General features: G+C 51.5%; 12 protein-coding genes. 7 read left to right on the top strand and 5 right to left on the bottom strand.

What is annotated here, in order from left to right:
* The first annotated feature begins 12 nt into the window (after positions 1–12).
* Positions 13–1,362, top strand: coding sequence for a sulfate adenylyltransferase subunit 1 (locus tag NSP04_RS06255; RefSeq protein WP_257511485.1), 1,350 nt, complete (start codon positions 13–15; stop codon positions 1,360–1,362).
* 55 nt (positions 1,363–1,417) lie between these two features.
* Positions 1,418–2,176 (top strand): uroporphyrinogen-III C-methyltransferase, encoded by a 759-nt coding sequence (cobA, locus tag NSP04_RS06250; protein WP_257511484.1) that lies wholly within the window; start codon positions 1,418–1,420, stop codon positions 2,174–2,176.
* Between the two features lie 21 nt (positions 2,177–2,197).
* Here cobA and NSP04_RS06245 read toward each other — a convergent pair whose 3' ends face one another.
* A complete protein-coding gene (locus NSP04_RS06245) occupies positions 2,198–2,458 on the bottom strand; it encodes a hypothetical protein (RefSeq protein ID WP_257511483.1) in 261 nt (86 codons plus the stop codon).
* 1,478 nt (positions 2,459–3,936) lie between these two features.
* On the opposite strand from NSP04_RS06245, the gene NSP04_RS06240 reads away from it, so the two are divergent.
* Positions 3,937–6,123 carry a hypothetical protein gene (locus NSP04_RS06240; protein ID WP_257511482.1) on the top strand — a complete coding sequence of 729 codons (2,187 nt, stop codon included), beginning with the start codon at positions 3,937–3,939 and terminating at the stop codon, positions 6,121–6,123.
* 9 nt (positions 6,124–6,132) lie between these two features.
* On the opposite strand, the gene NSP04_RS06235 is transcribed toward NSP04_RS06240, so the two are convergent.
* Genes NSP04_RS06235 through lptF form a run of 3 tightly spaced genes read right to left on the bottom strand, consistent with a single transcriptional unit; the run spans position 6,133 to position 8,839 of the window.
* Positions 6,133–6,519, bottom strand: a complete 387-nt coding sequence (locus NSP04_RS06235) for a sirohydrochlorin chelatase (protein WP_257511481.1) — start codon at positions 6,517–6,519, stop codon at positions 6,133–6,135.
* Positions 6,516–7,733, bottom strand: coding sequence for an LPS export ABC transporter permease LptG (lptG, locus tag NSP04_RS06230; protein ID WP_257511480.1), 1,218 nt, complete (start codon positions 7,731–7,733; stop codon positions 6,516–6,518). Before lptG ends, NSP04_RS06235 begins: the two co-directional genes overlap by 4 nt.
* Positions 7,730–8,839 (bottom strand): LPS export ABC transporter permease LptF, encoded by a 1,110-nt coding sequence (lptF, locus tag NSP04_RS06225; protein WP_257511479.1) that lies wholly within the window; start codon positions 8,837–8,839, stop codon positions 7,730–7,732. Before lptF ends, lptG begins: the two co-directional genes overlap by 4 nt.
* A gap of 110 nt (positions 8,840–8,949) precedes the next feature.
* On the opposite strand from lptF, the gene NSP04_RS06220 reads away from it, so the two are divergent.
* Genes NSP04_RS06220 through NSP04_RS06210 form a run of 3 tightly spaced genes read left to right on the top strand, consistent with a single transcriptional unit; the run spans position 8,950 to position 11,233 of the window.
* Positions 8,950–10,551: a leucyl aminopeptidase gene (locus NSP04_RS06220; protein ID WP_257511478.1), complete on the top strand. Its 1,602-nt coding sequence runs from the start codon at positions 8,950–8,952 to the stop codon at positions 10,549–10,551.
* Positions 10,552–10,561: 10 nt separating this feature from the next.
* Positions 10,562–10,990: a DNA polymerase III subunit chi gene (locus NSP04_RS06215; RefSeq protein WP_257511477.1), complete on the top strand. Its 429-nt coding sequence runs from the start codon at positions 10,562–10,564 to the stop codon at positions 10,988–10,990.
* A 12-nt stretch (positions 10,991–11,002) separates the two neighbouring features.
* Entirely contained in the window at positions 11,003–11,233 is a 231-nt protein-coding gene (locus NSP04_RS06210) for a hypothetical protein (RefSeq protein WP_257511476.1), read from the top strand.
* On the opposite strand, the gene NSP04_RS06205 is transcribed toward NSP04_RS06210, so the two are convergent.
* Positions 11,234–12,859, bottom strand: a complete 1,626-nt coding sequence (locus NSP04_RS06205; RefSeq protein WP_257511475.1) for a methyl-accepting chemotaxis protein — start codon at positions 12,857–12,859, stop codon at positions 11,234–11,236.
* A gap of 265 nt (positions 12,860–13,124) precedes the next feature.
* Between NSP04_RS06205 and NSP04_RS06200 the strand changes: the two genes are divergently transcribed.
* Positions 13,125–15,974 (top strand): valine--tRNA ligase, encoded by a 2,850-nt coding sequence (locus NSP04_RS06200; RefSeq protein WP_257511474.1) that lies wholly within the window; start codon positions 13,125–13,127, stop codon positions 15,972–15,974.
* Positions 15,975–16,045 lie beyond the last annotated feature (71 nt).

Genomic DNA, 16,045 nt, shown 5'->3' with positions numbered 1-16,045 from the left:
GAGATGAATAACATGAATGCAATTAACGAAGCCCTGAAACTGAGCACCCAAGAAAATGGCGTGCTGCGCTTCATCACCGCAGGTTCTGTCGACGACGGAAAGTCCACGCTGATCGGTCGTCTGTTGTTCGACAGCAAAGGCATCTTCGCTGACCAGCTGGCTGCCATTTCGAAGGCGAAAAACAAGCGTACTGCAGGCGATACGATCGACTTTTCGCTGTTGACCGACGGCCTGGAAGCCGAGCGCGAACAAGGCATTACCATCGATGTGGCCTACCGCTATTTCGCAACACCCGCACGCAAATTCATTGTGGCCGACACGCCGGGCCATGAACAGTACACGCGCAACATGGTAACCGGCGCATCCACCGCCGATGTGGCCATTGTGCTGGTCGACATTACCCGCGTTGCCTTTGAAGAAAGCGCGGATGGCCTGAAGGCCACCTTGCTGGCCCAGACCAAACGCCACAGCGCCATTGCTGGCAAACTGGGCATTCCCGCCATTCTGTTTGCCGTGAACAAAATGGATTTGGTTGATTTCGACCAGGCCAAATTCATTGCCACAGAAAAAGCCGTGCGTGAACTGGCTGTGACTGTGGGTGTTCAGGAAGCCTTGGTGCTACCGATTTCAGCGCTGACCGGCGACAATGTGGTAACCGCCAGCCCCAAAACCCCCTGGTATACCGGCCAGCCTTTGTTACCCATTCTGGAAAACATTCCCAGCCGCGCCGACCGTGCTGAGGCTGCCCACAAAGTGGGTTTCCGCTTCCCTGTGCAGCTGGTGGCTCGTCACGACGGTCACAAAGCCGACGACTTCCGTGGCTACATGGGCCGTGTGGAAGGCGGCAGCGTGAAGGTGGGCGACACTGTTGTGGTGCACCCTTCCGGCCAAAGCGCCGTTGTTTCCCGCATTGTATTTTTGAATGATGATTTGACCGAAGCCCATTTGGGCCAGTGCGTGACCTTGGTGTTGGACCGCGATGTGGACGTTTCCCGTGGCGACCAAATTGTAAGCATTGGCGACACCGTAAGCCACACCCCAGTGAAAGCATTGACGGCCGACATTTGCTGGCTGGACAATGAACCGTTGAACCCGGCGCGCAAGTACTGGATCAAGCAGACCACCCGCCAAACCCAGGCGAAAATCAAGGCGGTAAACTTGGTCCTGGACATTCACACCCTGATGCACGGCGAAAGCACCAAAACGGTGCAAATGAATGACATTGCACAGATTGAATTGGTGCTGGCCCAGCCCATCGTGGCAGATTTGTACACAGAATGCCGTGCAACAGGCAGTTTTATTCTGATTGACAGTGCCACCAACCAAACAGTGGCAGCTGGCATGATCGTTGCAAAGAACTAATCAACGACCCTTCACCCGGTTGTTGGTTGCTTGTTCTTAAATAGGGACTTTTGAGATGGGACGCATTGTATTGATTGGAGCAGGACCTGGAGCGGAGGATTTAATCACCGTTCGTGGCCTGAAACTGTTGATGCAGGCAGACTGCGTGTTTTACGATGCGCTGGTCAGTCCCTCTCTTCTTTCTGAAGCCCACCCCGATGCAAAGCTGGTCGCAGTTGGCAAACGCTGCGGCAAGAAGTCCACCGCACAAATTTTCATCAACAAACAGCTTGTTGAAGCCGCTGAACAATTCAAACTGGTGGTGCGCCTGAAAGGCGGAGACCCCATGGTGTTTGGCCGAGCTGACGAAGAAATTACTGCTTTGAAAGCCGCTGGCCACATCGTGGAAGTTGTGCCCGGTGTAACCGCTGCATTGGCTGCAGCCAGCAGCCTGCAGGCCTCGCTCACGCTGCGTGGTGTTGCCCGCAGCCTAACGCTGACCACCCCTTCAGTGGGTGCTGATGAAGTACCTAGCACTGAATTGTTCACCGGCACGGAAAACGACACCGTGGCTGTTTATATGGGCTTGCGCCAGGCTGGCCCCTGGGCCGCCGCCTTGCTTGAAAAAGGCCGCAACCCGAACACACCGGTCATTCTGTGCGAAAGCGTTTCACTGCCCGCTGAAAAGTTCACACCGCTGAATTTGGGCAAACTGCCTTTATTTTCTGCAGATCAATTGACCGACGGCCCATGCCTTATCTTGATTGGTCAAGCACTGGCCAAATCATGCGCTGAACTGGAAACAGATATTCAGCACGCCTCAAAAGCGGCCTGAGAAAAAGAAGCCAGAGAACAATCAGCCTGCTTCGGCATTGCACTTCTTCAAAAACGAGTTTTTGGCCGCACCAGCCAGCTTCTTGCTGTCTTTGCCCACGGCGCGTTCTTCACATGTTGCCTTGTTGTCAGCCAGGCATTTTTTCATGAATGAGTTTTTCGCGGCACCTGAGAGGGGCTTGCCTTCTTTGCTTACAGCCTTGGCCTGGCAAGCAGCTTCAGTCGACTGTGCGTGGGCAGGAAGGGAAAAGCAAAGCGCAAGCATCAACAGCCATTTTTTCATGCATCAGCCCCTGTGTAGTATTGGAAACCGGATTGTAAACGGGCCACTAACATTTTGAAATAGAACCTAACTGTGATTCTAGTTACTCAAGTTGAGTGTTCATACAGCTTTAACCCAGCTTTACCATTCATGCCCAGCATTTCAGGTTTGTCAAACCTTACACATTGGCAGCAGCGACAAAATGAATTCAAGCAAGCAAGCACACCCCACCGCCAACAGCCACTGAATTACAACACCGCCACCAAACCACTGACCCAAACCATTCAGCTGGCTAGTCGACAGGGCAGGCAAAGCATCCACTTGAAAGTGGATGAACTGCTGGAACTATTGGATATTCACTCAGGCTGTATCAAGGGCTCCACGGTTGGGCAAATTCAGACCGGTTATCAACAGTCATATGACATCGATTTGCACCTGAGGCTGGCCAGTGAAACAACGCAAGCCTGGGAAGAAAAAATCCACTCAATCCGAACTCAAATCGATACATTTTTTTCCAGCAAACTTGCCGAGCAACATCAAACCGGAAATCGGACACAAAAAATTCAAACATGGGCCAGAACCGTGCCCACCATTGCGAACGAATCCTTTCGACAAACTGTAATTACATTGGGCCAAGCCAGATCGGGGCACACGACCATCGACGTGAATTTCACCGATCAAAACCAGGTGTGCTACGACATGGTTGGCAGTAGCAAGCACATTGAATTCAATCGCAAGAAAAAAACCGCCACACTCAATTCGCCATGGTGCCCCAACCTTCAAAGCTGGCTTAGCGACAACAAATGGCTCAGCTTCAATACCGCCATAGACGGTGGGTTGAAGCGCTTGTCCTACCGCCTTTGCAAAACACCCGGTGCCAAAGGTCTGCAACCCGGGCTTGCCAACTATTTTTTTGACAAAGCCGACGATGTTCTGCTTCGTGAAATCTACAAACGTGCCGTGTACGGTGAATACCCTGGCATGCAACGCACTGAAGCAGCAATGGTTGGCTTGTGGAAGCCGCTTGTGAATGCGTTACTGAACGAAGAAAAAGATGCCAATGCAAAGCTTTTTGCAAGTTCTGTGCTGAGCGATTGGGCTGGCTGCAGTGGCCCTGATGAACTTGAACAGTCAATAAGCACCGACTTCCCCAGGCTGTGTGAAAAATGGACCCGCGCTGCGACGGTCGGGGGTGATTTGCGCGATTTGATTAACACTGCGATACAACAAATTCAAAACCCAGCTGAAGTTCTAAAGCCCCATATCAATGAAGTAATGGGGTTTGAACTGGTTCAGGCTGAAAACTTTTTCACAACGCTTGCCCAAATCAAGTCCAAAAAATGGGAAGTTTTGGACCACCGCCAATTGGTCAGCCTGTGTAAGCCGTTGCTGGAACACTATGAACTCNGGAAAGCCTGGAATTTTTTCTCGACCTTTGTTCAGGAAATCTTGCCAACAACAATCCACCCGAATGGGCAAAAAACCATGCAGTTCAGCAGTTGCTTCAACAGCTTGAAGACGCCGACCCCTTGGAGGTGCTCACACAGCACCCTAGAACAGCTCAACTGCCACTGAACCGGGCCCAAATTATCGATGTGCTTGGCAAATGCCTTCAAAGCGAGTGTTTGAAAACCTGTTTGTCGGGCCAATCCGGCCGCCCAAGTCAGTTTGATTTATTGATTCATTTACTTGATCAGCACCACAGCACAATAGATCAACTGGCCGCCGCCGGCCCGGCGCCTGAATTGGTCAGCAGCAAAGCGTTGCTGAATCACTGCACGCGCATGCACGCTGAATGCAATACTGGTGTGCTTCCCATGCTGCAGGGAATTCTCAAAAAAAACGGAAACAAACTGCAAATCCAACTCGAAGGCATTGAACTCTTGGTTAGCCCTGCGAACGGGCTGGTCAGCAAATCGAAATTGGCTGAACGCGGTTACAACGCGCAGCGACAGTATTCGATTGTTCATCAAGGAAAAAACAAAAACGCGGCAGTGAAATTAGAGTGGTTTGGGATCGGTAATTATTCCGGGGAACGCTTTCGAGACGAGCCTGATCTGGTCATGGGCTCACAGACACTGGAATGGAATAAATCGCCCGGGCAGCACATGCCATTGTTGTCGTTCACCCGCACAATGGCAAAGTCGATATGGCCAAATCATGTTGCTCCCATTTCTAAAATCAGCTCGCATGGCACTTCGCGACTTCATGAACTGCTTGGCTACTCACCAGAATCAAATACGCCGTTAATCATCGAAAACGGACAAACTTACTTGTCGAGCAGCGACGATGCCCCAGTTCATATGTTTATTTTCATAAACAAACAACTCGCAGGAATTCGACTTGGATTTAAAGACAGCCACGCAGACAATAAGACGTCTGTCTCCATGAAACTGGAAACCAATTTTGACGGCAACCCCTGGACAAAAAGACCACTGTTGAAACAAGCCACTTGGGTGAAAGAAACCATAGTGCCTACGTTTGGGGCCGTTGAATTACAATCGAAAATTGAATGGGAGCCATGCGGCACAGTAAATACAGAACGTTTTACTGTCTTGCAGCAGGAGAACTTGCGCTGGCAAGGCAAACTGACTGCACAACAATGCTTGCAGAATGCTCGGCTAACCGACGAAGAGGGCCAGCATTGTTTTCTACAGTTCCCTGTAGACGGAGATTCAGACCCCATCCCACTGGATGCCTTGCCCTTGTTCTCGGAAATACGCCACTCGTCGCTCGAAGGAAATTATCCCTTCAAAGCCCATTATCTGGATTGCACACAAAAAACTCCCTCGCCTGGGTTTGAAGGTTTTGTATTCAAACTACCCGTGGGCCCCTACCTTTTCTCGGGTTACTTGACCGCCACCGATCGGGCCATGGGAATTCTTTATCCTGACGACAACAATCCCGGAACTTACCTCGGCAAACAATTCGTCGGCAATTTTTTGTGGCTACGGGGCGGCATTGATTCTGAAATCATGCAAACCATGTCGTATTCAAAAGAAGACACGCTAACGCCGATAGCGCACGGGCGCTGTGCTGTTGTGTATGTGTCACCCAGAGACAATATGTCGGAGATGAAACGCGAACATTTGTTCAACTTTTGGCGTCTCTCGTTCAGTAACAATTTAAAGATTGCAAACTTAAAACCTTTCAGTGCCCCCGGATGCCTTTTTGAGTTCAAGCTGATGACCGAATACAGCAATGCAAGCCCGGAGGAAATTTGCTTCAAGCTGAGCCAGGAAGCGGACGACCATTACCTGATTCGACCCAGAGATCATGTCAACCTGCAAAACTACAACATTCAATACCAAAACGTTGGGCTGTTTGGCTGCAAGCTATTGTTAATCAACAGAACTGTAAAACAAGGTACGCTGGAATTTCCAAACGGTTTGAAGTACACAGGACAACTTGAGTTGATCAACAATACCTTGCACTTGAAAGGTCAAGGAAAAATGACTTGGGAAGATGTGAGTTTAAAAGCAATATTCAACGGCGATCGGGTCAGAAATTTGCTGGGACTGACTCCTGAAACCAAGGTTTGGCTAGACACCCTGCAAGGCAAGACGACAGAAGACGATATTTTGCTTGATGATTTGCTGCATGATCTTTCAGGCCACACCGCCATGTTCAGCACGCACATGGCGCCGGCACTTCTCTTGAAATCAGACCTGTTCCGCGCGCAGTGAAACGAGTCTTCAACCTTTGGCTGACAATTCCACTATTTCTAAAGCGATGGCTTGCCACACAGCATCCCATTGCCCCACAGCAGAGGTGGCTTGAATGTCAAGGCCAGGGTGTTTTTGTTTCATCTCGGCCATGATCACCGGAAAATCATTTTTCAAATGGCCGCCACGGCCGAAAAATATGGGCACCACCTGAATGTGTTGCACACCGCCTTGGACCATGCAATCCACTGTATCGGGCAGGCTGGGTGCCATCAGTTCAAGAAATGCGAGTTCAACCTGAACGGTGGGCAACTGCCCAATCAAAATACTTTGCAGGCGCTTCATTGGCTCGGCCCACTGAGGGTCGCGGGCGCCATGGCCAAACAACACAATTGCTCTTTTTTCGTGACTGCTCATCGATTCCTCAATACATTCAAACTGCGCCATGGCGCTGGCTGGGAAACCCACCACAAAGCCGCCATTCCCGCCACAAAGCCCAACAAGCTGGGCACGGCGGCACTGACAAAAGGTGAAAAGCTGGCCACCATGCTGAGGTGAGAAAACAGATTGTTCACCAAATGAAAGCCCACGCCGATCATGATGCCTGCAAACACCTTCACGCTGACACTGCCCGATCTGAAATGCAGGTACGCAAAAGGCAGGGAAATCATCATCATGATCAGGATTGCAAACGGGTACATGATCTTCTTGGCAAAAGCCAAATCAATGTTGTCGGTGGCCTGCAGGTTGCTGCTTAAAAACCGGGAGTAGTTGTACAACTGCCAGGCACTCATTCGATCAGGACGCACAAACAGGCCGGTTAAAAGTTCAGGCGACAGGTTGGACGTCCAGCGCATTTCATCGATGGCTTCAAAAGGAGTGGCCTCAATGGTCAAACCCGCTTTGGCCGCTTCCTCAATGCTGACGGCTTGATCAAAATAACGCTGTAGACGAACCTTGCGCAACACCCAGTCACCATTTTGTGGATCAAAACTTGCGCTTTCTGCACGCACCCAGGCGCGAATTCTGGAATCCGGGTCAAGTTCGTAATACTCCAGTTTCAACAAATCACCGTCTTTGTTAAAAGAATCGAAGTTGACAAACCGAACCCGGGATTCTTCGCCCGGCGCGCTGTAAGTGTCGCGCATCCAGTAACCGCTTCGAAAATCGCGATCAACTTCGTAACCGAGGGCTTTGGCGCGCATGGGCACGGCGGCGCGCTCAGCCAAGGGTGCTACACCCTCGCCAAACAACACGGTGATTACCACGACACCTGAGGCGATGCGAACCAGCATTTTCAGCATGCTGGTGGTGCTTAAGCCGGCGGCACGCATCGCTGTCAATTCACTGCTGGCTGCCAGTTGAACCAGCGCATAAATTGAACCAATCAACGCGGCAATGGGCGCAATTTCATAAACCCTGGCGGGCAAACCCAACATCACCGAAATGAAATAATAAAACCAGCTTGTGCCGGGCAGGCTCAAGCGATCAACCTCTGCAATCAAATCAAAGAAAGCGAACAAACCCACAAACGCCACCATCACAAAACTGATGGCTTTGTAAAGTTCGCTGCGAAAGTACACCAGCAAAGAATGAGGCACACTAAATGACTTTCTGGATCGTTTGATCATGGCTTAACTCTTGAAAGTCCAGACCTGCGCAGAAAAAACAGGGGGGCGCCAGCGGGGCGATTGCGTTTCAACACCAGCAAGTAAAACAGCACCAGCACAAAGCCGTGGGGAAGCAACAAAGCAGCCCAGAAATCCAGGGTTTCCTTGGTTACCATGCTTTGAGTGACTGAAACGATGTTGCTGTAAGTCAGGTAGATCAGCAAGGCAAACAACTGATTCAATGAATTGCCACCACGCGGGTTTACGAATGCCAATGGAATGGCCAGTAAACCAAGAACCACAGCAGACAAGGGCAGGCTGACTCGCCACAAAAACTCACCTTGCGCCGCGGGGGAAAAGTCAGCAAGCAGCAAATCAACCCGGCGGTGCTGAAGCTGGAAGCTGGGCGCGGCACCCAAGGTATTGTCGATGGCCAATCCGTAGGCTTCAAATTCAGTGCTTGAAAAGCGCTCACCAGTGCCGTCCAGCGTGGCACGTCTGCCACCACTCAACACCAGATAAGGTTGCCCCGTGGCATCCACTTCAACACTACCGCGCTCGGCGGAAACCACAGTGCGGGTGTCGCCTTTGGAATCCACCACAAACACATTTTCGACCTGCTTCGTCACTTCCGATTGGCGTTCAACGAAAAACACCCTGTCTCCATCACCTGATTCTCGAAACTGCCCAGCGCTTACCTTGCTAACATCGCTACGCTTGGCGAAACGGTCTTTGGCCGCATCCAGTTCGGCCTTGGCCCATGGGGTAAGCCACACCGAACAAATCATCGCCAACACAGTTAACGGCACGGCAAAACGAAGCACAGGGCGCACCAAAGAAAACAAAGACAAGCCAGAGGCAAACCAGGCCGTCATTTCCTGTTCCTTGAAGGAGCGGGAAACCACACCCATGACCGAGATGAATACAGTGATGACCAAGGCCGCTGGCAGGTACTGAAGCCCGCCCAACAGAATCAAGGTGAACACTTCTGCATTGTCCACCTTGCCACCCGCGGCTTGGCCCAACGTGCGAACAAGAACCGTAGTGACAATGATGGTGAACAGTGCCACAAAGGTAGCACCGGCGGTTTGAGCGAAGTCTTTTCGAAAAGTGGAACGAAACAGCATGCAATCCAGGCGGGCTGCGCTTTGACTCGCGAACCCAGCTTGTTAATAATGGTAGATTGTCGCATGCATTCGTTTTGAATGGTCGAGCATCAAACGCAAGAAGGAACACCATGACAACAACACCCGCCACCCAAAAAGCAAGAAAGCCCAGCAGCACACGCACTGCAAAAAAAACAATTGCCACCCCACCCCCCATGTTTTCGTTCAAGGCGGGAAGTGGCGCTGTTGCCGCAGTGACAGCAGGCGGACCAGTGCCTGCAAAAGGAAGCGATGTTGCGGTTGTTGCCATCTACAAAGGCGGAGAATTCAGCGCAGCTGCAAAACGCGCCGACATTGACACCGATGGATTGCTGACCAATGCATGTAAAACCGACAAAAACCTAGGAAATTCAGGCAGCACACGCCTGATTTTTAACACCGCGAAAGCAGGTGCACCTGTGTATGTGCTGGTGGGTCTGGATGAAGCCGAAAAACTAAACACGAAAGTACTTCGCAAGGCCACCAGCAGTGCCTGCGAGGCTTTAAAGAGCTTGAAGCCTGCCAAAGTATTTTTCGCGCTGAATCAGGAAGTACCGAAAAAATGTAGCGAAAAAGAAATTGCCGCTTTGTGTGCAAGAACCATCACTGAAAGCTTTTACAGCTTCTCTGCCTGCAAGAAACAGGACGAAGATGCAGCCACTCCGCCCGCTTTCGAGTTGGCCTGTACGAAATCAACCCAAGACGCAGTGGAAAAAGGCGCTGCGATTGGGCAAGCGATCGGCAATGGCATGCAACTGACCAAAGACCTGGGCAACTTGCCAGGCAATATCTGTACCCCCAACTACCTGGCTGAAACTGCCAAAGCCATGGCCAAACAATACAAACTTGGCGTGGAAGTGCTGGACCACAAGAAAATGGAAGCACTGGGCATGTTCAGCCTGTTGTCGGTGGGCAAGGCCTCTAGCGAACCCCCAAAACTGATTGTGCTGAAGTACAACGGTGCGAAGGATCCAAAAGAGGCTCCCGTTGTGCTGGTGGGCAAAGGCATCACTTTTGACACCGGTGGTATTTCGCTGAAACCCGGCGCTGGCATGGATGAAATGAAGTACGACATGTGTGGCGCAGCCAGCGTGTTGGGCACCATGCGTGCTGCAGTTGAAATGAAGTTGCCATTGAACCTGATTGTGGTGGTTCCAAGTGCTGAAAACATGCCTGCGGGCAACGCCAGTAAGCCTGGCGATGTGGTGGTTTCCATGAGCGGCCAAACCATTGAAATTTTGAACACTGATGCCGAAGGCCGCCTGATTTTGTGCGACGCGTTAACCTATGTAGAACGCTTCAATCCTGCGGCAGTTGTCGACGTTGCCACCCTGACAGGTGCCTGCATTGTCGCACTGGGTCATGTGAATACAGGCTTGTTCAGCCCCGATGACCAGCTTGCCGATGAACTCCTGAAAGCCGGACAAAACTCATTGGACACCGCGTGGCGCATGCCGCTGGACGAGGAATACCACGAACAGCTGAAAAGCAACTTTGCCGACATGGCCAACATTGGTGGCCCGCCCGCAGGCAGCGTGACTGCGGCCTGTTTCCTGCAAAAATACGCCAAGGCCTACAACTGGGCCCACCTGGACATTGCGGGCACAGCCTGGCATTCCGGCAAAGCCAAAGGGGCTAGTGGTCGCCCCGTACCACTGCTGGCTGAATTTGTCATGAAGCGCGCGAAGGCCTGAGGCGGTTGAATTGACCCGAATCGACTTTCATTTGAATGTGGCCGACCATCTGTTGTATACCTGCCGCTTAATCCGGAAGGCATACAACAACGGGCAAGGGCTGAAGGTGGTGTGTTACAGCACCCGACCTGAAATTCTGGAGAGCCTGGACAAGCTTCTTTGGACGTTTTCAGAAGAAGACTTCCTGCCCCATGTGGTAACCGGTCACCCTGGTGTGCTTGATACCCCCATTGTACTGACCGACAAATCCGACGACATCAGTCATTACGATTTATTGATTAATCTGGATGATCAGTGGCCACCATTTTTCGCACGCTTTGACCGATTGGTGGAAATTGTGGGCACTGATGAGGACAACAAAGCATTGGCTCGGCAGCGCTACAAATTCTACAAAGAACGTGGCTACCCACTGAACACATTTGACCGGGCAAACAGCTAAGGAACCTTTGACATGAGCGAGCATTTTGACGGCGGCCCACCTTTGCTGACGGAAGTAATTGAAAGTGGCTTGCAGGAAATTGAGAAATCAACCGGTGAACGCTTGAGTGGAAGTTTAAGTGATCCGCAGATTGAAGTACTGCGCGCGCAATTGCCCGAATTGTTCGAACGCGCCCTGCTTCGTATCAAACCCCAGCTTATGCAAGAGTTTGAGAAGATTGTGCTGGACGCGTTAAAAAAATAATCAGGTTTTAAACACCGCAACTGACTGAGTCAAATTCTGCGCCAAATCTGAGATCTGTGTCGCCACATGTTTGTTTTGGGCAATGGCGGCTGTGTTTTCTTCGGTCATTTGTGCAACTCGTTCCACGTTCCGACTAATTTCAACACTCACATTGCTTTGTTCTTTCATCGACACTGTGATGGCCTGAATCGCCTCGTTCACGCGATCCGCATTTGCTTTGATCTGGTCAATTGTTCCTGAAACCGAATCGGCCTGTTCAATACCCTGCTGAACCATTTCCACTGAATCGTCCATCGACTTCGACGCTTGTTGGGTGATGCTTTGAATCTGGAATACCATGCTTGAAATACGCTCGGAAGATCCCTTGGTTTGTTCAGCAAGCTTGCGCACTTCATCGGCCACCACCGCGAATCCACGGCCGCTCTCACCAGCGCGTGCTGCCTCAATGGCTGCATTCAGTGCCAGCAAATTGGTGCGGTCCGCAATGTCAGTGATGGTAGAAATAATTTCCGAGATCTCATTGGACTGCTTTTCCAGTGACCGCACAGTGCCTGCGCTGCCCTGCACAGATGATGCAATTTTCCGGATGCCTTCCACCACTTTGCCCAATGTCAGCGTGCCTTGGTCTGCTGCTTCCTTGGCCTGCATGGCTGTGTGCGATGCATCGTTGGAGTTTTCTGTGATCTGGCTGATCGATACAGTGAGCTCTTCCACAGCCGCGGCCATGGAGGCGGTTGCATCGGCCTGTTCTGATGCCGCATTGTTCATTTCATCTGAAGAAGTACGCACTGCGCTGGAACTCTCGGTCAACGACACGGTTGAGGCTCGAATTCCATCAATCAAGCCACGTAAATTGGTTTGTGCAGTACTCAGGGCCTTCATCAACTGGTCCACTTCGTCCTTACCCGACACCTGAATATTGCTGTTCAGTTTGCCCTCAGCCAAGGCATCAATGTGCACTTTCGCCACTCCAAGCTTGCGCTTGAACATGCGTGCAACCAGCCAGTTCAAACCCAGGCCAATCAAGGCCGCAAGCAAGGTAATTGCAATCGTGTAAACAATGGATTGTTCGTAGACGGATTCGCTGAGCTTCTTGCGTTCGTTCAACAAGCGGAATTCTTCTTCTTCCACTATTTTTAATTCAGCGCGCATTTTGTCGGTTAAATCTTTGCTTGAACGCGATGCAATGGCCTCGCTCATTTGCTCTTCAGTCAAACGCCCGGCGTTCACTGCATAACGCGTTTCAATCAAGGGTTCGATAACTGTGTCAACCCAGGTGTTGTAATGTGCCCTGAATTTTTTCAAACTGGTAGTAACCAGTTCATTGTGTGCAGTCAAATCCATGGTCTCTTTCAGGTTTATCTCAATGGTGTCTTTTCCGGTTTTGTAGGGCGCAAGGTAAGCCTCATCGCCGCGCAATAGAAAACCGCGCTCGCCAGTTTCAACGGCCAACATGCTTTCCTTCAAGATCAGCACATTTTCAATGACCTGATGCGTGAAGTCGTTCTTGGCATTCGCATCCATAATCACTTTGCTGTTGTACAGGCCAAGTGCGCCCACGCCCACTGCCATCAATATGACAGCAATCAAACTTGCACTGAACCGTGCACTTATTGTATTTAACATGACCAACCCCTTTCGCTCACAATTCGATGTATTTGAAGTTAACCGCTGCGCCAGTGAATGCACTCCCCCTCACGCCGTAACCCCAATGCTTGACATATGCATACATTCTGGCGCTTCGAACACAATTACAAATTGATGAATAGAGGAGGATTACACTGCGGCAAAAACGGAATGAAGACACTTGGAAACAGGAATTCACCACGATGGGGGCTATAATGCTGGGCTAGTTTCCCTTTGATATTGCTCATTTTTTACCGTCTTCACCATGACCCTCGCCAAAAGTTTCGACCCGAATGCCATTGAATCCCACTGGGGCCCCGAATGGGAGCGCCAAGGCCATGCCAAGGCGACCACAGTGGATGGCAAGCCCGACTTTTGCATTCAGCTGCCACCACCCAACGTAACCGGCACGCTGCACATGGGCCATGCGTTTAACCAGACCATCATGGACGGGCTAACACGCTACTACCGCATGCGCGGCCACAACACCCTGTGGCAACCCGGCACCGACCATGCGGGCATTGCCACCCAAATCGTGGTGGAACGTCAGTTGGCCGCGAAGAACATTACCCGCCACGACCTGGGTCGCGAGAAGTTTGTTGAAAAAATCTGGGAATGGAAAAACGAAAGCGGCAGCAAAATTACCGAGCAAATGCGCCGCATGGGTGCCAGCGTGGATTGGCAACGCGAGTACTTCACCATGGACCCAGCGCTTTCCAAATCAGTTACAGAAGTGTTTGTTCGCCTGTTTGAACAAGGCTTGATTTACCGCGGCAAGCGCTTGGTGAACTGGGACCCCGTGCTGAAAACGGCTGTTTCTGACCTCGAAGTGGAAAGCGTTGAAACCGAAGGCCACCTGTGGGAATTGAAATACCCGCTGCTTGAAGCAGATACAGTGAAAGGCCTGACCCACCTGACGGTGGCCACAACCCGCCCGGAGACCATGCTGGGCGATTCAGCCGTGATGGTGCACCCCGACGATGAACGCTACCAGCACCTGATTGGCAAAAAAGTAAAACTGCCTTTGTGCGACCGTGAACTGACCATTATTGCCGACGATTATGTGGACAGCTCATTCGGTACAGGTGTGGTGAAAGTAACCCCTGCGCATGACTTCAACGATTACGCTGTTGGCCAACGCCACAAGCTGGAATTGATTAACATCCTGACGCTGGACGCCACCATCAACGAAAACGCACCTGCCAAGTACGTGGGCATGGATCGTTTCGTGGCCCGCAAGCAGATTGTGGCCGACCTGGAAGAACAAGGCCTTCTGGGTGAAATCAAACCCCACAAACTGATGGTGCCCAAAGGCGACCGCACCGGCGTGGTGATTGAACCCATGTTGACTGACCAATGGTTTGTGGCCATGACAAAAGCCGCCGAAGGCGACGCCACCGGCAAAAGCATCACGCAGAAAGCCATTGATGCGGTTGAACAGGGCCAAGTAAAGTTTGTGCCCGAGCAATGGGTGAACACCTACAACCAATGGTTGAATAACATTCAAGATTGGTGCATTTCCCGCCAGTTGTGGTGGGGCCACCAAATCCCGGCCTGGTACGGCGAAAATGGTGAAGTGTTTGTGGCCCGAACTGAAGAAGACGCACGCAGCAAAGCAGCGGCTGCGGGTTATACAGGGGCATTGAAGCGCGACGATGATGTGCTGGACACCTGGTTTTCATCAGCACTTGTGCCTTTCAGCACTTTGGGTTGGCCCGACGAAACACCCGAGTTGAAGCATTTCCTGCCTTCATCGGTGTTGGTCACCGGGTTTGACATCATTTTCTTCTGGGTTGCCCGAATGATCATGATGACCACTCACTTCACCGGCCAGGTGCCTTTCCACACCGTGTATGTGCATGGTTTGGTGCGCGACGCCGAAGGCAAGAAGATGAGCAAGTCCGTGGGCAATACGCTTGACCCTGTGGATTTGATTGACGGGTGCGATTTGGACACCCTGCTTGTAAAACGCACCACAGGTTTGAGCAAGCCGCAAGATGCACCGAAAATCGAGAAAAAAACCCGCAAGGAATTCCCGGACGGCATTCCTGCTTACGGTGCAGACGCGTTGCGCTTCACTTTCGCAAGCCTGGCCACATTGGGGCGCAACATCAACTTTGACCAGAAGCGCTGCGACGGTTATCGCAACTTCTGCAACAAATTGTGGAACGCCACCCGGTTTGTGTTGATGAACACCGAAGGGCAAGATTGTGGTTTGAGCGATCACGACGCTGAAGCTTGCACACCCGGTGGCTACCTTGACTTTTCACAAGCCGATCGCTGGATTACCAGCACCCTGCAACGCGTGGAAGCCGATGTGGCACAGGGATTCGAGAACTACCGGTTCGACCTGATTGCACAAAGCATTTACCAGTTTGTGTGGGACGAATACTGCGATTGGTATCTTGAAATTGCCAAGGTGCAAATTGCCAATGGAAGCGCTGCGCAACAACGCGCCACCCGCCGCACACTGGTACGTGTACTGGAAACCATTTTGCGTTTGGCCCACCCCATTATTCCTTTCATTACCGAAGAATTGTGGCAAACAGTCAGCGTGGTGGCAGGCCGCCGCGAGGAAGGCCAGCAAGCCAACCTGATGACCCAAGCCTACCCGGTCAGCGTGCCTTCCCGCATTGATGAAAAGGCAGAAGCACACGTGGCCCAACTGAAAGCAACTGTGGACGCCGTGCGCGCACTGCGCGGTGAAATGGGTTTAAGCCCTGCGGAAAAAGCGCCGCTGATTGCCAGTTGCGAAGGCAACGCGGACCAACGCGCATTTCTGGAGAAAACTGGCCCCGTATTGGCCGCACTTGCGAAGTTGAGCAAGGTTGATGTGGTCGATTCACTGCCCGCCGATTCCATGGCGCCTGTGCAAATTGTCGGCGAACTAAAACTGATGCTGCACATTGAAATCGATGTGGAAGCTGAGCGTGCTCGCATTGGCAAGGAAGCGGAAAGAATCCGCACTGAAATTGCCAAATGCAACGGCAAACTGGGCAATGCCAGCTTTGTAGACCGTGCACCGGCTGCAGTGGTGGACCAGGAAAAAGCGCGTTTGGCTGAATTCAGTGCACTACTGGAAAAGCTTGAAAGCCAACTCAGTAAACTAAAGTAGAAATGCTGGCTGGCAGGCCAGTTAATTAAAAAAAAGGCACTTCTCGGTGCCTTTTTTTTACAGCCGCGTTG

Source organism: Limnobacter parvus (assembly GCF_024623725.1).
In the GTDB taxonomy this organism is placed as follows: Bacteria; Pseudomonadota; Gammaproteobacteria; order Burkholderiales; family Burkholderiaceae_B; genus Limnobacter; species Limnobacter parvus.
Note: the sequence above shows the minus strand (reverse complement) of the source record. Positions and strands in the feature narration are given on the sequence as shown.